Annotated in this window: 22 protein-coding genes; 12 read left to right on the top strand and 10 right to left on the bottom strand. The window is 70.4% G+C overall.

Going from position 1 to position 24,349, the window contains the following annotated elements:
• The first annotated feature begins 65 nt into the window (after nt 1-65).
• Together AB0C25_RS05350 and AB0C25_RS05345 are read left to right on the top strand one after the other, a co-directional pair.
• Entirely contained in the window at nt 66-413 is a 348-nt protein-coding gene (locus tag AB0C25_RS05350; protein WP_357369879.1) for a hypothetical protein, read from the top strand.
• Complete coding sequence (locus AB0C25_RS05345; protein ID WP_357369877.1) at nt 410-1,585, top strand: zinc-dependent alcohol dehydrogenase; 1,176 nt, start codon at nt 410-412, stop codon at nt 1,583-1,585. Before AB0C25_RS05350 ends, AB0C25_RS05345 begins: the two co-directional genes overlap by 4 nt.
• A 27-nt stretch (nt 1,586-1,612) precedes the next feature.
• On the opposite strand, the gene AB0C25_RS05340 is transcribed toward AB0C25_RS05345, so the two are convergent.
• Entirely contained in the window at nt 1,613-2,740 is a 1,128-nt protein-coding gene (locus AB0C25_RS05340; RefSeq protein WP_357369875.1) for a hypothetical protein, read from the bottom strand.
• Nucleotides 2,741-3,273: 533 nt separating this feature from the next.
• Here AB0C25_RS05340 and AB0C25_RS05335 point away from each other — a divergent pair.
• From AB0C25_RS05335 to AB0C25_RS05315, 5 genes are all read left to right on the top strand, one after another.
• Nucleotides 3,274-5,484: a heavy metal translocating P-type ATPase gene (locus tag AB0C25_RS05335; RefSeq protein ID WP_357369873.1), complete on the top strand. Its 2,211-nt coding sequence runs from the start codon at nt 3,274-3,276 to the stop codon at nt 5,482-5,484.
• 41 nt (nt 5,485-5,525) lie between these two features.
• Complete coding sequence (locus tag AB0C25_RS05330; protein ID WP_357369871.1) at nt 5,526-5,963, top strand: MarR family winged helix-turn-helix transcriptional regulator; 438 nt, start codon at nt 5,526-5,528, stop codon at nt 5,961-5,963.
• The gene (locus tag AB0C25_RS05325; protein WP_357369869.1) at nt 5,950-6,471 is read left to right on the top strand and encodes a hypothetical protein; all 522 of its coding nucleotides are present in this window, start codon (nt 5,950-5,952) and stop codon (nt 6,469-6,471) included. The genes AB0C25_RS05330 and AB0C25_RS05325 overlap by 14 nt, the downstream gene beginning before the upstream one ends.
• A 505-nt stretch (nt 6,472-6,976) precedes the next feature.
• Nucleotides 6,977-9,157 carry an MMPL family transporter gene (locus tag AB0C25_RS05320; RefSeq protein WP_357369867.1) on the top strand — a complete coding sequence of 727 codons (2,181 nt, stop codon included), beginning with the start codon at nt 6,977-6,979 and terminating at the stop codon, nt 9,155-9,157.
• 242 nt (nt 9,158-9,399) lie between these two features.
• The gene (locus AB0C25_RS05315; RefSeq protein WP_357369865.1) at nt 9,400-10,647 is read left to right on the top strand and encodes a hypothetical protein; all 1,248 of its coding nucleotides are present in this window, start codon (nt 9,400-9,402) and stop codon (nt 10,645-10,647) included.
• Nucleotides 10,648-10,815: 168 nt separating this feature from the next.
• Here the strand turns inward: AB0C25_RS05315 and AB0C25_RS05310 are convergent, their stop codons facing one another.
• Nucleotides 10,816-11,394, bottom strand: a complete 579-nt coding sequence (locus AB0C25_RS05310) for a TetR/AcrR family transcriptional regulator (RefSeq protein ID WP_357370131.1) — start codon at nt 11,392-11,394, stop codon at nt 10,816-10,818.
• Between the two features lie 152 nt (nt 11,395-11,546).
• Here AB0C25_RS05310 and AB0C25_RS05305 point away from each other — a divergent pair, with 152 nt between their 5' ends.
• Complete coding sequence (locus tag AB0C25_RS05305; protein WP_357369863.1) at nt 11,547-12,566, top strand: aldo/keto reductase; 1,020 nt, start codon at nt 11,547-11,549, stop codon at nt 12,564-12,566.
• A 236-nt stretch (nt 12,567-12,802) separates the two neighbouring features.
• Here AB0C25_RS05305 and AB0C25_RS05300 read toward each other — a convergent pair whose 3' ends face one another.
• Nucleotides 12,803-14,248, bottom strand: coding sequence for a DHA2 family efflux MFS transporter permease subunit (locus AB0C25_RS05300; RefSeq protein ID WP_357369861.1), 1,446 nt, complete (start codon nt 14,246-14,248; stop codon nt 12,803-12,805).
• Between the two features lie 93 nt (nt 14,249-14,341).
• Here AB0C25_RS05300 and AB0C25_RS05295 point away from each other — a divergent pair, with 93 nt between their 5' ends.
• Nucleotides 14,342-14,929, top strand: coding sequence for a TetR/AcrR family transcriptional regulator (locus AB0C25_RS05295; protein WP_357369858.1), 588 nt, complete (start codon nt 14,342-14,344; stop codon nt 14,927-14,929).
• A gap of 73 nt (nt 14,930-15,002) precedes the next feature.
• The gene (locus AB0C25_RS05290; RefSeq protein ID WP_357369857.1) at nt 15,003-15,287 is read left to right on the top strand and encodes a hypothetical protein; all 285 of its coding nucleotides are present in this window, start codon (nt 15,003-15,005) and stop codon (nt 15,285-15,287) included.
• A 63-nt stretch (nt 15,288-15,350) separates the two neighbouring features.
• Here the strand turns inward: AB0C25_RS05290 and AB0C25_RS05285 are convergent, their stop codons facing one another.
• Entirely contained in the window at nt 15,351-16,337 is a 987-nt protein-coding gene (locus AB0C25_RS05285) for a hypothetical protein (protein WP_357369855.1), read from the bottom strand.
• Nucleotides 16,338-16,407: 70 nt separating this feature from the next.
• On the opposite strand from AB0C25_RS05285, the gene AB0C25_RS05280 reads away from it, so the two are divergent.
• Nucleotides 16,408-17,013 carry a TetR family transcriptional regulator C-terminal domain-containing protein gene (locus tag AB0C25_RS05280; protein WP_357369853.1) on the top strand — a complete coding sequence of 202 codons (606 nt, stop codon included), beginning with the start codon at nt 16,408-16,410 and terminating at the stop codon, nt 17,011-17,013.
• A gap of 51 nt (nt 17,014-17,064) precedes the next feature.
• Nucleotides 17,065-17,664 (top strand): GrpB family protein, encoded by a 600-nt coding sequence (locus AB0C25_RS05275; RefSeq protein WP_357369850.1) that lies wholly within the window; start codon nt 17,065-17,067, stop codon nt 17,662-17,664.
• Nucleotides 17,665-17,729: 65 nt separating this feature from the next.
• Here AB0C25_RS05275 and AB0C25_RS05270 read toward each other — a convergent pair whose 3' ends face one another.
• The 6 genes from AB0C25_RS05270 to AB0C25_RS05245 all read right to left on the bottom strand — a co-directional run bounded on the left by AB0C25_RS05270 (nt 17,730) and on the right by AB0C25_RS05245 (nt 24,205).
• Entirely contained in the window at nt 17,730-18,692 is a 963-nt protein-coding gene (locus tag AB0C25_RS05270; protein WP_357369848.1) for an AEC family transporter, read from the bottom strand.
• Between the two features lie 71 nt (nt 18,693-18,763).
• Nucleotides 18,764-18,958 (bottom strand): VOC family protein, encoded by a 195-nt coding sequence (locus AB0C25_RS05265; protein ID WP_357369846.1) that lies wholly within the window; start codon nt 18,956-18,958, stop codon nt 18,764-18,766.
• 35 nt (nt 18,959-18,993) lie between these two features.
• Nucleotides 18,994-21,465 carry an FtsX-like permease family protein gene (locus AB0C25_RS05260; protein WP_357369844.1) on the bottom strand — a complete coding sequence of 824 codons (2,472 nt, stop codon included), beginning with the start codon at nt 21,463-21,465 and terminating at the stop codon, nt 18,994-18,996.
• Complete coding sequence (locus tag AB0C25_RS05255) at nt 21,462-22,223, bottom strand: ABC transporter ATP-binding protein (protein ID WP_357369842.1); 762 nt, start codon at nt 22,221-22,223, stop codon at nt 21,462-21,464. Before AB0C25_RS05255 ends, AB0C25_RS05260 begins: the two co-directional genes overlap by 4 nt.
• Nucleotides 22,224-22,334: 111 nt before the next feature.
• Nucleotides 22,335-22,991, bottom strand: a complete 657-nt coding sequence (locus tag AB0C25_RS05250; protein WP_357369840.1) for a response regulator transcription factor — start codon at nt 22,989-22,991, stop codon at nt 22,335-22,337.
• A complete protein-coding gene (locus AB0C25_RS05245) occupies nt 22,979-24,205 on the bottom strand; it encodes a sensor domain-containing protein (RefSeq protein WP_357369838.1) in 1,227 nt (408 codons plus the stop codon). Before AB0C25_RS05245 ends, AB0C25_RS05250 begins: the two co-directional genes overlap by 13 nt.
• Nucleotides 24,206-24,349 lie beyond the last annotated feature (144 nt).

The raw sequence follows: 24,349 nt of genomic DNA, 5'->3' as shown, positions 1-24,349 counted from the left end.
AGGGTGCTGGCCACTGGCAACAGGACCAGGCACGGAGGCGCCGGCCGCGGTGGCACCTGGCGACGGTGAACCGACCAGCCACTGACATCGCTCCCGGCGGGCAGCTCCCCGAGCCGCTGGCCGGGCTTGGCGACGCCGTCGAAGTCCAGGTCCGGCCTGCCGCCGGCGGCCGGGGGACAGAGATCGCGGTACGGCTGCGTGATGGCTCCCGACTGCCCGTTGCGTCCGCCGCTCGACGGGTCACCGGCCGGGATCCCGAGCAGGCGATCCGGGCTGCGCTGCGAGAATCGAAGCAGCTGATCGAGACCGGTGAGGTCCTGCACCCGGACTATCCACCCACCACCGAACCGACCCCGATGAACAAGCCACTGCGGATGGCCACCCAACAGGGTCGGCGGGAGGGACGACTGTGAAGGCGCTGGTCTGGGAGGGAGCCAACGAGCTCGCGGTGCGGCAGGTTCCGGACCCGCAGATCCGCAATGAGCAGGACGTGATTGTCCGGGTCCGTCGGACGGTGACCTGCGGTTCGGATCTGCACCTGCTCGGCGGGTACATCCCGTTCATGGAACGCGGCGACGTCCTCGGGCACGAGTTCCTCGGCGACATCGTCGAGGTCGGCCCCCAGGTACGCAACCACAAGATAGGCGACCGGGTCGTCGTCTGTTCGTTCGTCTCCTGCGGCAAGTGCTGGTACTGCCAGCACCAACAGTTCTCGCTGTGCGACAACGGAAACACGAACCCGATGATCACCGAGAACGTCTGGGGTGCTGCGCCCGGAGGCTGCTACGGCTACTCGCACGCACTCGGCGGCTTCGCCGGCAGCCACGCCGAATACATCCGCGTCCCCTACGCCGACCAGGGTGCCTTCACCGTCCCGGACGAGGTGAGCGACGAGCGCGCGCTGTTCGCCTCCGACGCCGCGCCGACCGGCTGGATGGGCGCCGACCTCGGCGGTGTCAAACCGGGTGATGTCGTGGCGGTGTGGGGCGCCGGTGGGGTAGGGCAGATGGCGGCCCGCGCCTCTGTGCTGCTCGGTGCCGATCGGGTGATCGTTATCGACCGACTCGACAACCGGCTCCAGATGGCCCAGAAGCATCTCGGCGTCGAGACGCTGAACTACGAGCAGCAGGACGTCAGCGGCGAGTTGCTGGAACGCAGTGGCGGCCGTGGCCCGGACGTGTGCATCGAGGCGGTCGGTATGGAGTCGCACAGCAGCGGTCCGCAATTCCTGTACGACCAGGTCAAGCAGCAGCTGCGCATCGAGTCCGACCGCCCTATCGCTGCGCGGGAGGCGATCTACAACTGCCGCAAGGGCGGCAGTGTGTTCATCCTGGGCGTGTTCGCCGGCCTGGTGGACAAGTTTCCGCTCGGAGCGGTGATGAACAAGGGGCTGACGCTGCGCGGCGCACAGCAGCACGGACAGCGCTACATCCCCATGCTGCTGGAGCGGATGGCCCGCGGCGAGCTGGTCACGGAGCATCTCGCGACGCACACCATGTCGTTGGACGAAGCTCCGCGCGGCTACGCGATGTTCAAAGAGAAAGCCGACGGATGCGTGCGGGCCGTCTTCCAGCCCACTAGCTGACCGACACATTCGGGGCCGGGCGCCCGCCTATCCTTTGCGGTGCGGCTGCCCGCCTTTCTCGTCCCGCCAGCCGTCGGGTTGAGGGTGGTAGCCGTACGCGGCGGCCCGGACCGTCTCCTCGTTTTCCAGCCCGGAGCCGATCGCGCCGCCGACCGTGGCCAGTGAGCTGGTGATCCAGGCGAGCGTCAGATAGTCGGTGAAGTCGATCGGCCGTTGCAGGGTCTGTTCCAGCACGGATGTGTCGATCAGCAATGCGCCGACGAGCACCGTTCCCACGAACAGCACCACGTAGGACACTGCCGTGGCCAGCGTGAGAGTGAGGATCGTCCCCAGGTTGAACAGCCGCGCCAGCTCAGTCGGTGTCTCGCGGTCTGGTTTCTCCCAGAGGTCGTGCGCGACGATCAGCCAGGTCACCAACGCGGCCAGTCCGAGTAGCATGATCACGGCGAGCCGAATTCCGCCGAGCGCATCGCCCATCTGCCAGATGGTGTCCGTGGTGAGCGCGAACGCGGCCGTGCCGAACGCGCCGACCAGCAACTTGGACAGGCCCAGCAAGGCGCGCCCCGGGCGGTTGGCGCGGACCATCCCGGTCACCAGGCGGATCCGTCCAACCAGCCCCGAGGCGACGTAGCGCCGCTCACCGGGGTCGGCCTCGCCGATCACCCGGTGGACGGCGGGAATCCGGCGTGCCATGTCGGCCGGTTCCCAGCCGGCCGGCGGCACCCGCTGGTCCGAAGCGTCGGTCAGCAGGCTGCTCACCAGGTCCGGAACGGCCGCGCGGGCCGCGCGCAGCTGATGCAGTCCCAGCGCGGGCAGGGACACCACCGCGACTCGACGCCGAGCCGAGGTCTGTGCCACCAGCGGCATCCGCGCGGCGTGCAGTGGCAGGTCGGTCAGGCAGATGGCAATGTCCCACCGGTCGTCGGCGCGCCGCTGCGCAAGATCGTCGAGCAGTGCCTCAACTCCGCCGTCGCGACGCGGCGCCACGTCGCCCCAGCCTTCCCGGACAGTCCACCGCACGTCACCGTCCACCCCGTCAGCCAGTCGGGCGGCCAACTCGGCGGTGAGCGGCGCAGCCACCCGGGCCGGGTGGTCCGGCGGGGTCGCCACCAGTCCGACGACGATCTCCGGGCGGTCCTGGTCACTCTGCGTCATCGGTGCTCCTCACCGTAGCCGGTCTCGGTCCCTGAGGGCGAGAGCCGGGGGCGTCACGCGCCGTCGCGGCGGCTCCCGTGCCGACTGCGGTAGTGGTCGAGCTGGCCGCCGAGAGACGCACCCCGACCAGCCCGTACAGCGCCACCGCGACGTCCTCGTCGAACCGGGCACCCGCCCACGCAGCCTAGAAGTTCACCCCGATGACTGCAGTGGATTCAGAGAGAATCCGCTCTCGTGCTCGCACCCACCTCAGGGGCGCCGGTGAGCGAGGCCGGTAGCTGCTTCCGGTGCCCGGCCCAGGCTGTTCCGGGGTGCACCGCATCTGGTGAGGCTCCGCAGAGGCCGTGTCGTACCAACGCTTTTGGTCGGCGATCACGTCTGCCGGTGCTCCTTTGGTGGCGAAGTGACCAACTGCGGTCGCCCGTCCCGCGTCGCTGACAAATGCTGAGTTCACGTGGGTGACGTGCGGAACATCGACACACCTGGACGACTATACCCCGGGGGGGTATCTTGACGGTGAGGAGGCGATGCGGATGTCGCACGATGAGCACCACCAGATGCGGACCCCGGGTGAGGCCGTGGAACGACACGGGGTCCAGGGTGATGACCAAAGCGGCCGAGCGGGTCTGGGCGGGCAGCGCGTTCAGTCCGGCGCCCACGACGACCATGCCGGGCACGCCGGTACTGGCGGACATGGCGGGCATGACAAGCATGCCGGGCACGACCCGGAGCTGTTCCGCCGCAAGTTCTGGCTGAGCCTGGTCCTGACGGTGCCGATCGTGCTGACCAGTCACATGGTGATGGACTGGTTCGGCTATCGGCTGGACTTCCCCGGCGTCGACTGGGTGGGACCGGGGCTGGGCACTGTGGTGTTCGTCTACGGCGGGTGGCCGTTCCTGCAGGGCGCGGTGCGGGAGGTCCGTGACCGGGCGCCGGGGATGATGCTGCTGATCGCGATGGCCATCACCGTCGCGTACGTGGCCTCGGGGGCGACCGCGCTGGGCGTGTTCGATCTGGACTTCTGGTGGGAGCTGGCGGCGCTGGTCACGATCATGCTGCTCGGGCACTGGCAGGAGATGAAGGCCATCGGTCAGGCCCAGGGCGCTCTGTCGGCCCTGGCCGCGCTGCTGCCCGACGACGCCGAACGCCTCGGCGGCGACGGGCAGCCCGAACGCGTGCGGGTCAGCGACCTGGGTGTCGGCAACGTGGTCCTGGTACGTCCCGGTGGGCGGGTGCCGGCCGACGGGCGCATCACCGACGGTCGCGCGGAGTTGGACGAGTCGATGATCACCGGAGAGTCCCGGCCGGTCGGCCGCGAACGCGGCGACCGGGTGGTGGCGGGCACGGTCGCCACCGACGCGGCCATCCGGGTGCGCGTCGAGGCCGTCGGCGAGGACACCGCCCTGGCCGGCATCCAACGCCTGGTCGCGCAGGCCCAGCAGTCCAGCGGCCGGGCGCAGGTCCTCGCCGACCGGTTCGCGGCCTGGCTGTTCTACATCGCCACCGCCACCGCCGCTGCGACGCTGCTGATCTGGACACTGGTCGGGAACCTCGACGAGGCCGTCGTGCGTACCGTCACGGTGTTGGTGATCGCCTGCCCGCACGCGCTGGGGCTGGCCATCCCGCTGGTGATCGCCCTGTCGACCGCCGTGGCGGCGAAGGGCGGCATCCTGGTCAAGGACCGCCTCGCCCTGGAGCGGATGCGCACCATCGACACGGTGTTGTTCGACAAGACCGGCACCCTGACCCGCGGCGCGCACGTCGTCGCCGGTGTCGCCGCCACTGGCGGCGTCAGCGAGACGGAGGTGCTGGCCGTCGCGGCGGCGGTGGAGGCCGACAGTGAACACCCCCTCGCGCGGGCCATCGTCACCGCCGCCGCCCAACAGGGCGCCCGACGCACCGCGACCGGTTTCCGGTCGCTGACCGGTCGCGGGGTACGGGCCGACGTCGACGGCGTCGGTTACGCCGTCGGGGGACCCGCCCTGCTGCGCGAACTCGACGCCACGGCACCCGGCGACCTCGATGAGCACCGGGCCGAGTGGTCTCGGCGGGGAGCGGCGGTACTGCACCTGCTGCGCCTCGACGGCGAACGGGCAACCGTCATCGGCGCCCTCGCCCTGGAAGACCAGATCCGCCCCGAGGCGCGCCAAGCCATCGCCGACCTCCGCCAACAGGGCATTCGCAAGATCGTCATGATCACCGGGGACGCGCGGCCGGTGGCCGAGGCGGTCGCCGCCGACCTCGGATTCCGGCCCGGTGAGGACGAGGTGTTCGCCGAGGTGCTGCCCGCCGACAAGGACGAGGCGGTCGGTGAGCTGCAACGCCGGGGGCTGCGGGTGGCGATGGTCGGTGACGGCGTGAACGACGCTCCCGCGCTGGCCCGCGCCGACGTCGGCATCGCCATCGGCGCCGGCACCGACGTCGCGATCGAATCCGCAGGTGTCGTGCTCGCCTCCTCCGACCCGCGCGGGGTCACCGGAGTCATCCGCCTCTCGCGTGCCTCGTACCGCAAGATGATCCAGAATCTGGCCTGGGCCGCCGGCTACAACGTCGTCGCCCTGCCCTTGGCCGCCGGTGCTCTGGCCTGGGCCGGTGTGAGCCTGAGTCCCGCGGTCGCCGCGGTGCTGATGTCCGCCTCCACGATCGTGGTCGCGCTCAACGCCCAACTCCTGCGCCGCGTGCAGCTACGCCACCCGGACGATTCAGGTCTGGACCGCGGGGGCCGCCCCCCATTTAATCGCTGAAGTGGTTGTGTCATCGAACGACTTGGTTGTACCGTCGAACCATGCAGGGTGAGGAGGTGGATGCGGCGCAGGAGGCCCTGATGCGGTTCATCCGTAACTTCGGCCTCCACCAGCCCGATCGCACGCCATGCGGGCAGCCACTGCCGGTCTCCGAGGCGCACGCCATGGTGGAGATCGCCCGCGACACGGGCATCCGTCAGGCGGAGCTGGCCCGCCGGCTGCGGCTGGAGAAGAGCACCGTCAGCCGCCTGGTCACCAACCTGGTCAACCGGGGTTGGGTGCACCGCGAGACGGCCGACAATGACGGCCGCGGTGTCGTGCTGCTGCTCACCGAGGCCGGAATCACCGCTGCTGCTCGGCAGGCCGACGCCCGCCGGCACCGGCTCACCGCTCTGCTCGCTCGCGTACCCGATGACCAGCACGCCGCCGTGGTGCGCGCGCTGCAGACTCTCGCGGAGGCCGCGGATGATCCGTCCTGACCGCCACTCCCGAGCCCGGAGCCTGCTCATCGTCGCTGCCACCGCCACCGCCATCACCCTGAGCAGCGGATGCGCCGACGACTCGACGCCGACACCGGTGACCTCCAGCCGACAGGCCGAGGTGGCCGAGCGGGGCGCCTCAGTCATGCCGTTCGACCTGGAACGCACCACGCACCAATTCACCAAGAGCGGTAGCGGCGGCGTCCAGACCGTGACCGCCGACGACCCGCAGGACGGCAACCAGGTCGCCCTCATCCAGCAGCACCTGCACGAGGAGAGCTCCCGCTTCCGCCGCGGCGACTTCACCGACCCGGCCGCGATCCACGGCAACCAGATGCCCGGCCTGCAAGCGCTACGTGCGCACGGCGGACGCATCACCATCGACTACGAAGCCACCCCCGGCGGGGGCCGCGTCACCTACACCACCAGTGACACCGAGCTCCGCAACGCTCTGCACCACTGGTTCGACGCGCAAGTTGGCGACCATGGTGAGCACGCCACCCGCTGAACACCGTTCACCTGGCCCAGACCCCTGCCTTGGGCGAGGTTGCGAGTCAGCGGGGCCCCGCGCTGGAGAGCGCCCAGGTCGATGCGCTTCGTGACGTAGTCGTAGGCGCTTCAGGTGCTCTGCACGTCGGCTGCGTCAACGGCGGAGCTCGTGAACACCATGACCGGAATTGCCTTGCGCATCTCGTGAGCCTTGACCACGGTGAGGACATCCCGACGGGACCGTGCCGGGTGGTGCCTTTCTGAGCCAGGATGGTTGCATGCTGAGCCAGGCGGTGCCAGAATGGCACCACACCGGTTCAGGTGTGCGGCGAGAGCCGCATGTCGAGACTTCTATCAGGCGACGCGGTCGAGGTCTCCCGTCACGGCCCGCACGCGGCGACGTTGTTGAACAGGCACTGCTTTCGTACATGGCAACCCAGTCCGCCGTTCTCCGCCGCCTGGTTGGCAGTCCGTGGCGGGTGGACGTCGCGGCAACTGATCACCGATGACAGGAGTTCTCCCGCATGTTCGCCAGATTCGGACGCGCCATCGTCCTCAATCCATGGAAAGTGATCGCGGTATGGCTCGTGCTGCTCATCGGCTCGTTCTTCGCGCCGTCCCTGACTGATCAGGTCAGCACCGATCAGGCCAGCTTCCTGCCGTCCCGCTACGAGTCGGTGCAGGCGCAGCAGGTGGCGGAGCGCGCGTTCGGCCAGGGCGACGGGGCGAGCGCCACGATCGTCGTCAAGCGCGGCGATGGCCAGCCCCTTGGCGCCGCCGACACCGACCGGGTCAATCAACTCGCCCAGGCGATCCAGGGCGCCGGCATCGACCGGGTCGGTGCCGCCGTCACCGGGCCGCAGGCGGTTTCGCCGAACAAGCTGGTGCAGCTCGTCAACATCTCGCTCACCGGTCCACCCGCCGACCCGGTGCTCGGCGACGCGGTCGTGTCCATCCGCGACAAGACGAAATCCACCCTGGAGGGTTCGGGCCTGTCGCACGCGGTGACCGGAGACGTCGCCCTCCTCGTCGACAACCAGGACGCCTTCGACACCGCGCTGCTGGTGGTCAGCATCGTGACCCTGGCACTGGTCGTCGGCCTCCTGCTCATCATCTATCGCAGCCCGGTCGCGGCCCTCCTGCCGGTCGTGGTCGTCGGCGTGGTCTCGGCGGTGTCGAGTGCGGTCATCGCCCTGTTCGTCAAGGCGTTCGGCATGCAGGTGGACCAGTCGTTGACGACCATCCTCACCGTGGTGCTCTACGGCGTGGGAACCGACTACATCGTCTTCCTGCTGTTCCGCTACCGGGAGCGGCTACGTGCCGGTGACGCCCCGAAGAACGCGCTCGCCACGGCCGTCAGCCGGGTCGGTGAGGTGATCGCGTCGGCCGCCGCGGCGATCGTGATCGCGTTCGGCGCCCTTCTGCTCGCGGTGTTCGGCGGCTTCCGGAGTCTCGGCCCAGGCCTTGCGATCGGGGTGGTCGTCATGGCGATCGCCGCGGTCACGCTGGTGCCGGCAATCGTCTCGCTCATCGGCCCCAAGGTGTTCTGGCCGTCGAAATCCTGGCAGCGCGCGCCGCGGGGTAGCGTCTTTCAACGCCTGGGTCGGCTCACCGGACGTCGGCCGGCGGTGGTCGCCCTCGCCTCGGGCGGCGTCATGGTCGCACTGGCGCTGGGCGTGTTCGGCCTGAAGGTCGACTATGACCAGGTCGCGCAGCTGCCCGCCAACACCGAGTCGGCGCGCGCCCTGGACGACCTGAAGACCGGCTTTCCGGCTGGAGCCCTCAACCCGACCACCGTCTACGTCCGCGCCGACAACGGCCAGCGCCTCGACCCGGCAACACTCACCGGGTATGCGCAGGCACTGGCCCAGGTGCCCGGTGTCGGTAGCCTGATGCCCGGTCCCGACGGCAGCCCTGCCACCGTCAGCTCCGACGGCGCTATCGCCCAGATCAACCTGCTGCTGAACACCAGCCCGTACTCGACGGCGGCCCTCGACCTGGCCGGTGACGACCTCCGGCAGGTGGCGCACGACCAGGCCCCCGCCGGAACAACCGCGCTGGTCGGCGGTGTCAGCTCCGTCTTCGCCGACATCCGCGACGCGAACAACCGCGACCTGTTGGTGATCTTCCCGGTGGCCGGGGTGCTGATCGCCGTGATCCTGGGGCTGCTCCTGCGCAGCATCGTCGCCCCGGTCTACCTCATGATCGCAGTCGGCCTCGGCTTCGTGGCGACCCTCGGGGCGACCGTCCTGGCCTTCCAGGGCATCGGCGACCGTGCTGGAGTGTCCTTCTCCCTGCCGATCATCCTGTATCTGTTCGTGGTGGCGATCGGCACCGACTACAACATTCTCATGATCGCCCGGCTCCGCGAAGAGGCACGAGCCGGCAACGACCCCCGCACCGCCGCCTCGTTGGCGATCCACCACGCTGGACCGTCGGTGGCCGCGGCCGGTCTGATCCTCGCCGGCACGTTCACCTCGATGCTGTTCGCCGGGGTGTCGTTCCTGACCGAGATGGGCTTCGCGGTCTCGGTGGGAATCGTGCTGTCGGCGTTCATCATGTCGCTGCTCCTCGTCCCCGGCGTCACCGCGCTCCTCGGCCACGCCGCTTGGTGGCCGGGGCACGGCGACGCCGCCCGCTCCGATCCTTCGGCAACGCCGGCCGGGGCCAGCCCTTCGGAGTCGGCGGCCACCTCAGGGCACTGAACAATCGCGAAACGCGGTGGGCGGGGTGAAACGTCCCGTCCACCGCGTTTCCCCGACACCGTCGCTCACGTCGTGGGCGAGGTCGCTGCCTCGGCCGCCCCCTTGTCGCCTTCGGCAGCCCCCTCGTGGGGCAATCCGATCTCTGACGGTGTGCAACCAGACACCCACGTGTTTCAATGCCTCTACCGAATAGTTGATCGTGGCCGCAACACCTGAGGCTCGCAGGACAACGAGGAGTGTGCATGAGGCGACGGATACCCGCACTGCTGGCGGCAACCGTCCTCGGCCTGGGACTGGCCCCGGGGCCCGTCCACGCGGCGCCCCTCGCGAGCGTCAGCGCAGGCGGGGGCGTCGTCGCCCCGCCGCGGTTCGACTACGCGACCGCCCGCGCCGGCGCGGACCCGAAGACCCAGGCACGCATCGCCGCCATCGCCGCGCTGCTACCGGACAACTGGCAGGCCATGCTCGTCGACAAGCGGGAGAGGATGGGCCTGCAACCGTCCCTCGCGCAGCAGTTGGTCGCGGACGCGATCGACCCGTCGCTCTACCAGTGCCAGGACACCCAGTTCACCACGTACACGCGGGGCCTGCTCGAAGGCGTCGACCCGGACACCCTGCTGGTCCTGCTCAATCTTGGCGTCCTGGATTACGCGGCCTACGACGCGCTCATCTACGGCCAGCCCAACAACGAGGCGGACTACGGCCTGCCCGCCAGCCACAAGAGCACGTTGAAGCGGACCTTCAAGGACGCACAGCAGTTCTGGGACGTCAACCTGTTCGACGTCAAGCTCATGGCCATGCAGAACGACATGCTGCAGGATCCCGCGCGAGTGGCTCGGATGGTCGCCTTCATCTGGGGACTGGACGAGGAGCAGGCGGCAGCAGCCGCCGCCGAGATCATGGCCATCATCGGCTCCGTCCCCGCGCTCGACGGAGGACGCAACCCGATCTTCACCCTGAACGCCTACGCCTTTACGACCGAGGGTGAGGCCGACCCGCTGCTGCGCGACGTCCCGGACAAGGTCGTCTTCGGCGAGGGCCTGCTCACCGCGATCGGCGCACTCGGCCTGGGAACAGCCGGCGCGCGCGCGATCCTCGCCCACGAGATGGCCCACCACGTCCAATTCGAACAGGGCCTGTTCGACAGCCCGCTGACCGGCGCCGAGGCGACCCGCCGCACCGAACTGATGGCCGACGGCTTCGGCACCTACTTCGTCACCCACCCGCGCGGGCTCAACTTCAACGGCGTCCAGATCCACCAGGCGCAACAGACGTTCTACGAGGTCGGCGACTGCTACTTCGACGACCCCGGTCACCACGGCACCCCGAACCAGCGCCTGCGGGCCTCGGTCTGGGGCGCCCAGGTCGCCCAGCAGGCCACGGGCACCCGGCCCATCCTGCCGTCGACGAATCTCTTCAACCGATTCGAGCGCAAGCTCCCGGCGCTGGTCAAACCAGACGCGCGCCCGGAACCGGCCGGCCGCCGCTGACCCGTCGTACCCCCGGTGGGCCGTCGGAATCCGGACGGCCTACCGGGGTGCTCATGCACCATGATCGCCTCATCGCCGGGCTCCCGCCGGTGGGGGAGCAGGTCGGACGTCCAGGTGCGCGGCCCGCGTTCGACCCGGTCACGTCCCCAACCTTGCTGGGCTGAACACCTAGCGGACGCCAAGCCCGGCCACGAGGAGGTCGACCAGGCGGCGTGCGTCGTAACGGGGATCGTTGCCCGCGCCGATGCAGAGATTGCCGACGCCGCGCAGTAGCCCGTAGGCGTCCAGGTCGGGGCGGATTTCGCCGGCGGCGACGGCGGCGTCGAGGAGCTGGTCGCAGACCGGCACGAGCCGGTCGAGGAAGTAGGCGTGCAGGGTCTGGAAGGCGGCGTCGTCGGACTGTAGGGCTGCGGCGAGACCGTGCTTGGTGACCAGGAAGTCGACGAACAGGTCGATCCACCGCGCCAGAGCGGCGTACGGGGTGTCGCTGTCCGCCAGCAGGGCCGGTCCCGCCTCGGCGCACGCCTCGATCTGGTGCCGGTAGACGGCGACGATGAGGTCGGCCCGGCTGGGGAAGTGGCGGTAGATCGTGCCTACGCCGACGCCCGCCCGTACGGCGATGTCCCGCACGGGGACGTCGACGCCGGAGGTGACGAACGCCGCGGCGGCAGCGTCGAGCAAGGCCCTCTCGTTGCGCCGGGCGTCGGCACGCTTGCGCGGGGCCGGTTGCGCCGAGCCGCTGTCGATGTCGGCCACGTCGCGTTACCTCCGTCACGTCACTTGGCAACCGGAACGCCGTTCCGTATGTTGGCTATCGGAACATCGTTCCGCTTGCTCACCATACTGACCGCACGGGCTGCCACCAAACCGTGGACCGCCGGACGTGAAGGAGAACAGTCATGCAGTACCGCACCTTGGGTCGCACAGGTGTGCAGGTCAGCACCCTCGTGCTCGGCGCGATGAACTTCGGCAGGATCGGCAACACCACCCAGGAGGACGCCACCGCCATCGTCGACGCAGCGCTCCAGGCGGGGATCAACCTCATCGACACCGCCGACGTCTACAGCGGCGGCCAGTCCGAGGAGATGGTCGGCAAGGCCATCGCCGGGCGCCGCGACGACGTCGTTCTGGCCACCAAGGCGACCCTGCCGATGGGCGACGAGCGCAACCAGCGGGGCGGTTCGCGCCGCTGGCTGGTCACCGCGCTGGAGAACAGCCTGCGCCGCCTCGGCGTCGACCACGTCGACCTCTACCAGATGCACCGGTGGGATCCGACGACCAGCGACGACGAGACGCTGTCGGCGCTGACGGACCTGCAGCGCGCGGGCAAGATCCGCTACTTCGGCTCCTCGACCTTCCCCGCCTACCGCATCGTGCAGGCGCAGTGGGCCGCCCGCGAGGGACATCTGAGCCGTTACGCGACCGAGCAGCCGAACTACTCGATCCTGCAGCGTGGCATCGAGGCCCACGTGCTGCCCGCGACGCAGGAGTACGGCATGGGTGTGCTCGCCTGGAGCCCGCTGGCATCGGGCTGGCTGTCCGGCGCGATCCGCGCCGGACAGGACATCAGCACGAACCGCTCGGGCTTCATGCAGCAGCGCTACGACATCAGCGTCCCCGCCAACCGCGCCAAGCTCGACGCCGTCGAGCAGCTTGCCGCAGTTGCCGACGAGGCCGGCCTCAGCCTCATCCAGCTCGCGCTCGGCTTCGTCACCGCGCACCCGGGCGTGACCAGCGCGATCATCGGCCCCCGCACGACGGACCACCTCCGCTCGCAGCTCGCCGCCGCGGACACGGTGCTCTCGGCCGACGTGCTGGACGCGATCGACACGATCGTGGCTCCCGGCGTCGACCTCGCCGCCCACGAGAAGAACGACACCCCGCCCGCTCTGCTCGAGCCGGCGTTGCGCCGCCGCTGATCACTCGGCACGTCAGTGACCAGACGGCAGACGGACGTGCGCCCGCGCGTCCGATTGCCGCTGAAACGCCGCGCGGCCGGGCCTGTCGCGGAGGGCCCGGATTCCTTGCCGGGCCGGGTCCTACGCGGGGGCGGAGGTTGGCGATCAGTGGTGGAGGCCGGACCGGCCGGGCGTCCAGAGGGCCTTGACCTTGATCATGCGGCGTGACCGGCCACGTTTTCCATCAGCGCTCTCGCTCAGTGTTCTGTTGTCGACGGGATGGTGGTTCGGGGGAGCCCCAGGGCGAGTAGGGCACCGAGGGCGACCACGGCCGCGCCCGCCGCGACCGCCGGCGTCAGGCCGTCCACGAAGGTCGCGCCGGTGGCGTACCCGCCGTTGGCGGCGAAGACCGAGGCGAGCGCGGCGACTCCGACGGCTACGCCGAGTTCGCGGACGGAGTTGTTGGTGCCGGAGGCGGCGCCCCGGGCGCCTTCCGGCACACTGGCCATGGTCGCGGTGCTGATCGGGGCGAAGGTCAGTCCCATCCCGATGCCGGCCAGCGCCAGTGGTACGGCGAGCACGCCGTAGGCGACGTCGGCCGCAACGACCAGGGCGAGCCAGCCGAGTGCGATGGCCAGGATGCTCTGGCCGGCGACGATCAGGTTGCGGACGCCGAGCCTGCCCACCAGGAGCCCGGCCAGCGGGGCAACCACCATCGGCGCCATGGTCCACGGCATCGTGCGTATCCCTGCCTCCAGTGGACTCAGTTTCTGCACCACCTGGAAGAACTGGGCGAGCAGGAACACCGAGCCGAAGACGCCGACCGAGAACGTGAACGCCACCGCGGTGACGAGGCTGAAGGTGCGGGAACGGAAGAGCCGCAGCGGCAGCATCGGGGCCGAGGTTCGCCGCTCCCACCAGAGGAAGCCGCAGATCAGCGCGACGCCTCCGGCCAGCGCCGCCACCACCCCGGTCGACATCCACCCGTGCTCCTCGCCGTGCACCACGCCCCAGACCAGGGCCAGCACGCCGACGGTGGAGAGGGTCAGGCCGGCCGGGTCCAGCCGGGACGACGGGCGACGCGATTCGCGCAGGGTCATCGCGGCCAGCCCGATGGCGAGCAGTCCGATCGGTACGTTGAGCCAGAAGATCCACGTCCAGTCGAGCCCTTCGACCACCGCTCCGCCCACCAGTGGGCCGACAGCGACACCGAGACCGCTGATTCCGCCCCAGATTCCGATGGCGGCGTTGCGGCGCTGCTCGGGGATGGCGGCGGCGAGCAGGGTGAGCGACAGCGGCATGACGGCCGCTCCGGCCGCTCCCTGGACTGCCCGGGCGGCGGTGAGCATCCACGGCTCGGTGGCCAGGGCGCAGGCGGCGGAGGCCAGCGTGAACAGGCCGATCCCGGCGAGGAACAGCCGGCGGCGGCCGATCCGGTCGCCGAGCGCGGCGGCGGTGAGCAGCAACGCGGCGAAGGGAAGCGTGTACGCGTTGACGAACCACTGCAGGTCGGTCAGGGAGGCGCCGAGTTCCGTCCTGATCACGGGCAGTGCCGTCGTCACGACGAGATTGTCCAAGGTGACCATGAACATCGGTACGCCGACGGCGGCGAGCACGGCGGCCAGGGGTGGGCCGTCGGGCCGGTCGGGTGGGCCGGGAGGAAGCACGGCGGCGCTCTCGGTGACGGTGTTTGCACCGGGCATCAGGGACTCCTTGTTGTTATCCGATGATAACTAGGCACCTGTGAAAGTAGCTATCGACTGATAACATGTCAACGTCCCTGCGAAGGAGCATCGATGACCAGGACCCGGCTGACCGCCAGCGAGCGCGGCGAACAACTGGTGGCGGCGGCGGTCAAGGCGTTCGCCACCGCCGGTTACGCCGGCACCAGCACCGATGACGTGGCTCGGCTGGCCGGTGTCTCGCAGCCGTACGTGATCCGGTTGTTCGGCTCCAAGCAGCGCCTGTTCATCGCCACTGTCGAACATGCGGCCGGCCGGATCGAGCAGGCATTCCGGCGGGCGGCCGAACGACAGGAGGACCTGGCGAGCCTGGCCACCGCCTACGACGAACTACTGACCGAGCATGACCTGCTCGCCGTGCTGCTGCACGGGTATGCGGCCAGCTCCGACCCGACGATCGGCTCCGCCGTACGCGCCTCCTTCGGCCGGATCTATCAGCTGGTCCGGGACCTGACCGGGGCGACCGCCGAGGAGACTCGCGAGTTCCTGGCCACCGGGATGCTGCTCACCGTGATGGCGTCGATCCGCGTCATCGGGCCGGACGCGGTCGCGCCGGAACCGTGGATGTCGGAGATCGCCGACACCATCTACAAGCCCGATCCGGACGGCGAATCCGCACCTGACGGCGAGGCGGCGAAGTGAGGCGGCAGGTGATGGCGGATGGCGACATCGGCGCCGGCACCGAGGCGCCCTGTACTACGACGGCCTGGGCCAGATGCTCGCGTTTGCGGCGGTCGATCCGAGGCTCCTCGTGGGTACGGTCAGCTACCGCTCCCGGCAGGCCTGGCGCGTCCTGGAGCCCTACATCCTCGCCGAGCGTGCCCAGCGGGGCGAGACGTGCCTGTCCCATTTCGAGCACCTGGTCCACCTGGCCACGCACAACCCGTGGGCCACGGCGGTGCGCAAGTTCAACCTGAAGCACTTCGACAGCTATCCGGCGGAGCTTGCCCTGAACGACGCCTCGGCAACAGGGTCGTCGCCCCAGCACGAAAATGCGTAATTGACAAACAACCGGACGCAGTCGGCCGGCGTCAGCGGCGGGCCGGTGGCAGTGCCGCACATGTCAGAGGCGGAAGATCCGAACTATCAGCCCGGTGTCGTGCATCGTGTGTGGCGCGAAGGCGTGGTACGCCCACGCGTGCACCCAGGCGTTGCCGGTCCGTACGGTGAGCCAGGTCTTGAATGCGCCGGGCAGCGTGTAGATGAGAAGCACGAAGAGGATCGTCAGCGTGGCCTCGCGCGGTGACCCGAATCTGCCCCAGCCCTCGAACACGTGCAGGACCGCGTACGTCAGGCCGCCGAGAACGAGGGTCGCGGTGGTGGAGCCGGTCAGACGGGCGTAGCGGGGGACGAGGATGCTCTGCACGAAGATGACCGTGGGCAGCACCGTGCCAGCGAAGTACAGCAGGAACGTCAGTGGCCCTCCGACGGCGAGTTGACCCGGGGTCAGGCCGGCGAACGCGTGGCCGAGCACCACCCATTGCGCGAGCGATTCGACGACCAGGACGGCGAGGATGAGGATGGCGTCGCCGCGCCGATCCGCCGAGCGCAGACACATCTGGTGGGCGGTGTACCGCCGCCGGAACCACAGGAGTGGCAACAACGCGTAGACCACAACGTTGTACGTGGCCCAGCCGAGCGCCTCGGCGGGCCCGACCGGATCGGTGGCACCGACGAGCGTACCGGGCAGGTGGAAGCCGATCGGGTGCCAGCCGAGCCCTCGGCCGATGAGCAGGCCACCGAGTTGGGCGAGGACGCCGTACGCCAGGACGAGTCCTGTTTCGCGGCGCGCGGTCGGGAGCGTCGGTGCGCGCTCGGCGATCACCGGTGCGGGGCGACCACGGGTGAGCGCGTATCCGATGGCGGCGAGCAGTACCAACTCGACGAGGGTGGCCTGAGCGACGATCACCTGGCCGGGCCCGGATGGCGGGTCGTGCTGGGCCGGCCAGTCGAAGGGGGCGTCGCCGGGCGCGAGGAGCAGTACCGCGCCGTTGAGTGCGATCCAGCCGACCACCGCTGCCGTGAGCCAGGCTTGTTCTCGACGTGACACAGAAGCCCCCGCTTATCTAGCACAGTTGTGTTAGCAGCAAGACGGTAACACGAGTGTGTTATAAAAAGTGGTGCCGAAGCTGGTGGATGCGCAGACCCGACGGACCGAGCTCGCCGAGGCGGTCTGGCGAATCGTGATGCGGGACGGGCTGGAGCAGGCATCGGTGCGAAACGTGGCACGCGAGGCCGGGCTGTCCATGGGCTCGTTGCGCCACTACTTCACCACCCAGTCCGAACTCCTCGGATTCGCCCTACGGCTGGTGGGAGAACGGATCGAGGAGCGGATCCGAGCCGTGGACACCACGGGCGACCAGCGTGCGGTGGTCCGGTCGATGATCGACGAGATGCTGCCGCTGGACCGGACGCGGCGCGGCGAGTGCGAGGTGTGGCTCGCGTTCACGGCACGCGCCGTCGTGGAACCGACAATGGCCGGCCTGCGCAAGGAGATCGACAGTCGGCTCACCGACGCCTTCACCACCATGATCCGGCGACTGGCCGACGCCGGTGCGCTCCGCCCCGGGCTCGATCAGAAGGTCGAGGCAGAACGTCTCTACGCCCTCGTCGACGGAGTGATCCTGCACGCCCTCCTGCGCCCCGGCCGGACCTCGAACGCAACCGCCGAAGCCACCGTCGGCGCACACCTCGACCAGATCGCGCCAGCCGCGTCTGAACGCTGATCAGCACGGCGGCCGCGGCTCGACCCCGACCGCTGCGCTACCGTGCCACCCGTGGTCGTCCCAGATTCTTACGCCTCCACGTTCATCGCCGCGCCCGACCCGGCTTGGCCGCAACAGGGCGCCGCGCTCGTCCGCGAGTTGCGGACGGTATTGGCACCGGTGGCGCGGCGGGTGGATCACATCGGCAGCACCTCGATCCCCGGCATGGCAGCCAAGCCGGTGTTCGACCTGCAGGTCAGCGTCGCTGACCTCGACGCCGCCGTAGCCGCGTTCGATGAACCACTGGCCGCCCTCGGATTCTGCCGACGACCATACGAACGAGACCACGTACCGGCCGGTCGGGACGACCCGCCACACAGGTGGGCCAAGCGGTACTGGAACAAGCGAAGCGCCAGTGAGCCGCAGGTCAACCTGCACTGTCGGCTCGAAGGCTCACCGAATGAGCGGCTCGCCCTGCTGTTCCGGGACTGGTTCCGGGCGCACCCGGCAGCAGTGCCAGCGTACGCACGGTTCAAGGACGCTCTGGCCGCCGCCGTCGGCGACCTGGACGTCTACACGGACGTCAAAGACCCGGTGGTCGACCTCGTCGTGACCGTCGCGGAGGAATGGGCTGCCGCCACCGGCTGGTCCCCGGGCGGCGTCGACCGTTGAGGACTGGCCGCCAGCGCCTTGGTCGGCGTGACTCACCACGATTGCCGGACGAGTAGCTGACGGACCTACCCGAGCAGCGCCGCCGCAGCGGCCAGGGTGGCCAGCGACAGTGTCGTGGTCACCACCACCGCCCGGTTGGCCACGGCCTCGCCGACGCCGTACTCCTGGCTGAAGATGAACGTGTTCTGCGCTGTCGGCAGGCCCGCGCAGACCACCACGGCGAGCAACTGCGGCGCGGACAGGTGCAGGGCCAGCCCGGCCGCGTACGCGATGACCGGCTGTGCGACGAGCTTCAGCGCGGTGATCACGGCCAGCTCGCCCAGCTGGGCCGGCTCGGCCCGCGACGGCGCCGTGCGGTGCATCGACGCGCCGAGCGCGACCAGGGCGGCCGGAACCGCGGCGCCCGACAGCAGGGTGAGTGACGCGCCGACCGTCGAGGGCAGCTGCAGGCCGGTGGCCGAGCACGCGACACCGAGCAGCGACGCCAGGATCACCGGGTTGCGGACCGGCAGGGAGGCGATTCGTCCGACCCGTATCCGCCCGGCCGGGTCGCTGTGCCGGTCCAGGGCGACCAGGATCACGGGCGTCACCACCAGCACCTGCAGCAGTACCACCTCCGCCAGGAACGACACGTTGCCGAGCACCTGCGTCGCGATCGGGATGCCGAGGTTCGCCGAGTTCACGTACCCGGCGGCCATGCCCCAGATCGGCCGTTCGCCGGGCCGGCGACCGAACAGCCGGCTCGCGCCGACCCACCCGAACCCGACGACCGCGGCCGTGCTCACCCCGAAGGCGAGCAGCGGGCCGCCGGCGAACCCGGACAGCGGCATTCGGGACAGGGCCAGGAACAGGGCGGACGGCATCGCAAGATGGAACACGAATCGGCCGAGCACCGCCGCCGCCGCCTCGCCCAGCAAGCCCCAACGACAGGCCGCGTAGCCGACCGCGGTAAGGATCCAGATCGGTACGAACGCCGACGCCAGGCTCATCCGGGCGTCACCGGCGGGCCGGGTAGCGGGGTTGACCACGTGTACGTCGATCCGGAGGCCACGCGTTCAGCCTCGCATCCCGTCCGGACCGAGCGAAAACGCGTCCACTGTCAGCGGTGGTACTCGACCGGGCAGAACTCGTGGTCCTCGGGGTCGGCCATGACGACGACCACGCCCTCGTCGTAGTCGTGCCGCTCCCCGGTGAACCGGCCACCGAGATCGACGACCAGGGCCATCGCCTCGTCGATCTGGTCGACGGAGATGTCGAGACGAATCCGCACCTTGCCGGTCCTGGCTTCCGACACCGGCGGCACGGTCGCCGATATACGAGCCGCGACGCCTACTCCTTCACACCGATGTTGTCGATCGGAGGTGCGCCGAGCAGCCGTCGGACCGGCCACACAGTGGTTGTCAGCGCCAGCAGTGTCGCACCGCCGAGCACCGCCACCCAACCGAGCGGCGGGACGTACGGGATCGGGCTGCCGGTCAGTCCGTTGACGATCGCGCTCAGGGTCAGCGCCGCGATGGTCGCGCCGATCAGCACCGCGGTGCCGAGCAGCCCGGCCTGTTCGGCCTGGACCATTCCCCGAATCTGCCGGCGGGTGACCCCGACCAGTTGCAGCAACGCCAACTCGCGGCGGCGGGCCAGCGCGGCCAGCACCATCGTGGTGGCCGCCGCCAGCGCCGCGTACCCCACCATCACGCCGATCAGCAGCCGGTTCAGCCAGGCGCCGAGCGCCAGATCGGTGCTGAGCAGGCGCGTACGGGTGGCGGCGTCGAGAACCTCGGTGCCCGGACGCCCAGCCGACCAGGCGGCCAGGGCGGTGTCGGCCTCCGGGCCGGCGCGGACCAGGATCTCGTCGTCGGTACCCCCGGCCGTGTGCCCGGCGACCGTCTCGGTGGCCAGCGTGACGTCGCCGAAGCCGAGGCCACGGCCGTAGATCGCGACGACGTCCAACGTGACGGGGGTGCCGTCGCCCAGCCAGAGTTCCGCCTGGTCGCCGACGTCCCAGCCGGAAGAGGACGCCTGCATCGCGGACAGGGCGACAGTGCCCGCCCGTAGGTCGGCCAGGTTGCCCTCGCGCACGGCGAGGTCCATCGTCGACGTGATGCCCGCCGGGTCGACCGACTGCGCGCTGACCGGCTCGATTCCGCCGAGCGCCCGCACCACCACCTGCGTACGACGCACACCAGTGGCCGCCCGCACCCCGGGCAACTCACGGACCTCCCGCGCCGCGTCCGCCGGCAGCCCACCCGGAGCGACAAGCACCCGCTCGGCGAGGGTTCCCGCGCTGCTCTGCCTGGTGGTCTGCCGTTCCAGGTTGTTCTGCAGGAACCAGACCGAGCCGCCGAACCCCACGGACAGCACGAGGGCGGTCAGGACGGTCGCCATGCCCTGCGCGTTGGCCCGCAGATTGGCCGCGGCCAGGTAGCCGCTGACCCGCCACATTCGCGGCAGCAACGGTGTGAGCAGGCGTGCCGCGTACGCGTTGATCCTCGGTGCGAGCAGCGCCACCGCGATGACGAACAGGTACAGCATGCCGACCGCGCCGGCCAGTGCCCCGGTCGACCCGGCCGCACCGAGTGTGAACGCCCCGGAGGCGCCGGCCGCCGCCAACGTCAGCACGCCGGCGATCAGCCGCACCCGGCCGCTACGCCGAGGCTCGACAGCGATCTCGCCAAGCGCCTCGATCGGCTTGATTCCGGTGATCCGGCGTGCGGCGACCAGCGCGGCGAGCACCGCCACGAGGACCGCCACGAGGACTGCGGCCGGCACCGCGAACAGGCCGCCGGTCATCGGGAAGCCGGCCGGCACGAACCCCCGTCCGACCAACTCGTCGTGCACCCAGCGGGCCGCCAGCAGGCCGGCCGGGCCGCCGATCGCGGAGCCGAGCAGGGCGAGCAGCGCGGCCTCGGCGACCAGCATGCGACGTACCTGCCCCGGCGTGGCCGCGACCGCGCGTAGTAACGCCAGGTCCCGTCGACGGTGCCGAACGGACAACCCGATGATGCCGGCCACCACGAAGACGATCAGCAGGACGACGTACCCCCCGAACACCGATCCGACCTCGATCAGCAGCGTCCGGGCGGTCTGGTTCTCCGACTGCTCGACGTTCCCACGGTCTTTCCCGGCGTACGTCGTGGCGCCGGCCGCCGACGCGAGCTCGCGTACCGCGCCGAGGTCGGCGCCGGGCACCATCCGCACGCCGATGGCCTCCACCCGGCCCGGGTGGGCGGACAACCGGGCGGCCTGCGCGTCGGTGAAGAACACCGCCGCCGAACCGGTCTCGGCGGTTCCGCTCACCCGGAACGACCGCCCGACCCCGCCGACGACCAGGTCGATGTGGTCGCCGGGTGCCATGCCGAGACGGGTGTCGACAAGCACCTCGTCGTCGGCCCGTGGCGCGGCGCCCGCAGCGATGGGACGACCGGTGAAGGCGTACGTGTCCCAGCCGTGACCCACGGCAGCGGGTGAGCCGATCAGCACCCGTTCGTCGCCGGTGACGGCCGCGACGCCCGGCACCTGGCGGATCCGGTCCACCAGTGCGGCGTCCACCGTGCCGCCCTCGGGCAGCGTGACGGTGCTCGTGGTGGTGTCGCCGCCGAACTCCCTGAACGTGTGGCTGACCGTGCGGTTGGCGACGACCGCGTCGGCCGTTGCCCAGAGCCGTGGCTCCGTGCGGAAACGCAGCCCGGACTCGACGAGCGTGCCCATCGCCACCAGGATCAGCACACCGATGATCAGGGCCAGCAGGGTCGCGGCGGCGGGGCCGGCGCGGTGTCGCAGCAGGCGGGCGGCGAGGCCGATCATCGGAGGACCCGCCGATCCAGCGATGCCAGGTGCTCGGCGATACCGGCGGCTCCGAGCTGTGGAAGGTCGGCGACGATCGCACCGTCGGCCAACACGAGCACCCGGTCCGCGTACGACGCGGCGATCGGATCGTGGGTCACCATCACCACGGTCAGCCCGTGTTCGTCCACGACCGCGCGAAGCAGCGTCAGCACCTCCGCGGCGGTCCGCGAGTCGAGGGCGCCGGTGGGCTCGTCCGAGAAGATCACCTCGGGGCGGGTGGCCAGCGCCCGCGCGATCGCCACCCGCTGTTGCTGGCCGCCGGACAGCGCGGCCGGCCGGTGGTGCAGCCGGTCGGTGAGGCCGACCCGCTCGACCACCTGGGCCAGCCAGGCCCGGTCCGGACGAACGCCGGCCAGGCGCAGGGGCAGCAGGATGTTCTCCTCGACGGTGAGCGCGCCGATCAGGTTGAATGCCTGGAAGACGAACCCGATCCGGGTACGACGCAGCTCGGTCAGGCGGGTCTCGGACAGCCCCGACAGGTCGGTGCCGCCGATGACCACCCGACCGGAGGTGGGCCGGTCGAGCCCGGCGGCGGTCTGCAGCAGCGTGCTCTTGCCGGAGCCCGAGGGCCCCATCACCGCCGTGAAAGTGCCCCGGTCGAAGCCGACATCGATGCCCGCGAGCGCAGTCACCTGGTTACGGCCGGCGGTGTATACGCGGGTGAGTTGTTCGACGCGTACCGCCGGTTCGATTGTCTGTTCCGGATAATCCGGCATTCTGGTGGCCTCTCTCCGTGTCATCGGCAAGAACTGCGCGCACCAGAAACGCTATTGACGTGCGAGAACGGCGACCATCCCGTGGGCTGCCAGGTCCGGGTACAGCAGGCGCTACCGCCGATCACCGTCCAGGTAGCGCAGCACCGCGGTGACCCGGCGGTCGGCCTGGTCGTCCGGTGGAAGCTGAAGCTTCGCGAAGATGCTGCGGATGTGCTTGTGCACCGCGCCGTCGGTGACGAACAGCCGCTCGGCGATCGCGCCGTTGCCAAGCCCTTCGGCCATCAACCCCAGCACCTCACGCTCACGCGGCGACAGTTCGCTCAGCGCCGTGTCCGTCCGGCGGTTGCGGGCGAGCAGCTGCGCCACCACCTCCGGGTCGATCACGCTGCCGCCGTCCGCGACGCGGTGCAGCGCGGTGAGGAACTCCTCGACCCGGCCCACCCGCTCCTTCAACAGATAACCGAGCCCGGCGGCGCCGACCGAGAACAGGTCGGTGGCGAACGCCTGCTCCACGTACGCCGACAGGACCAGCACCGCGAGGCCGGGGCGCCGCCGCCGGGCCTCCACCGCGGCCACGATGCCCTCGTCGGTGTGGGTCGGCGGCATCCGTACGTCCACGATCGCGACGTCCGGCGCATGGTCGTCGACGGCGACCAGGAACTCGCCCGGAGTGCCGGCCGTGGCGACCACGTCCAGATCCTCCGCCCGCAGCAGCAGAGCCAACCCCTCACGCAGCAGCGGGTCGTCCTCGGCGATCACGATCCGCATGGCAGCTCCACGTCCATTCTCGTCGGCCCTCCCGGCGGGCTCGTCAGTGTCATCCGGCCGTCGTACGCCTCGACCCGTCGGCGGATACCGGCGAGCCCTGAGCCACGTGTCTCATCCGCGTCGCCGTGCCCGTCGTCCTCGACGCACACCAGCAGCCGGCCGCGCTCGCGGCGCACGGCCACGTCCACCTGGCTCGCACCGCTGTGCCGGACGACGTTTGTCAGCGCCTCGGCCACCACGAAGTAGGCGGTGGCCTCGACCGACGCCGCGCACCGCACCGCCACGTCCACCTCCAGTCGGCAGGGCACCACACAGGTGCCGGCCAGGCCCGCCAGCGCGCCGGCGAGACCCCGGTCGTCAAGCACGGGCGGCAGGATCCCGCGCACCACCGTCCGCAGCTCGCCGAGCGCCTGTTCCGCAGCGTCCTGCGCCTGCCCGAGGATCTCGTCGACGCGGTCCGGATTGCGGCGCGCGGCCCGCCGCGCGGCACCCAGCAACACGTTGACCGCGACCAACCGGTTCTGGGTGCCGTCGTGCAGCGACCGCTCGATCCGGCGCAGTTCGACCGCGTGGGCGTCCAGCGCCGCAGCGCGGGTGGCGGTCAGCTCGGCCACCCGCAGCGACAGGTCGACACCCGGTGGCGGAGGCAGCAGCAACCGGCCCGGCCACGCCTGGAGACGGGCCAGGACCGGGCTGAACCAGATCGCGGCGGCCAGCCAACCCACCCCGAGCACCCCGACCGCGAGTGCCTCGGACAATCCGTCGACGCGCCACCAGACGATCCCCGGCGAGCCCGCGTCGGCAGGGATCAGCCGGTAGTACAGCGGGAACGTGACGTACTGCACGGCAGATAGTGGCAGCACGAGGCCGACCAGCCCGGTCACCAGGCCGACGAGCGAGGAAAGCCCGACCCAGCCCAGCTCCCGGCGTACGAAGGGATCACGCACCGCCGTCCGCAACCCGGTCGGCCCCGGCCCCGGCATGGGGATCGGCTCGCCCCAGCGGGACAGCCGGGCCCGCTCACGGTCGGCCGCCGAGCGCACCGCCCGCAACGCACCGGGCGCCGCCAGCAGCCCCACCCCGACCAGGCAGGCCACCGCCACGATCGCCGCCCAGAGCAGCGCGCCAAGCGCCAGCGTGGCGGTGCCCAGCCCTCCGACGAGGTGCTCCAGGGCGTCGACCGAGGCGCGAACCCGGCCCCGCACGTACGCCATCGACCCACCTCCTCCGCCAACATAGGCCACCGCGGGCCCGGCCCGGCAACGCTCGGCGTGGAAGGTACAGCCTGCTGTACCACTGTCGTCGAGCTGGCGGGATCGTCCCCGCCGTGCCGCCCGCCTAGCGTTGACGGCGTCGAG

It is taken from the genome of Micromonospora sp. NPDC048839, assembly GCF_040649915.1.
GTDB lineage: Bacteria > Actinomycetota > Actinomycetes > Mycobacteriales > Micromonosporaceae > Micromonospora.
The sequence above is the reverse complement of the archived record's forward strand: the minus strand, read 5'-3'. Positions and strand labels throughout refer to the sequence as shown.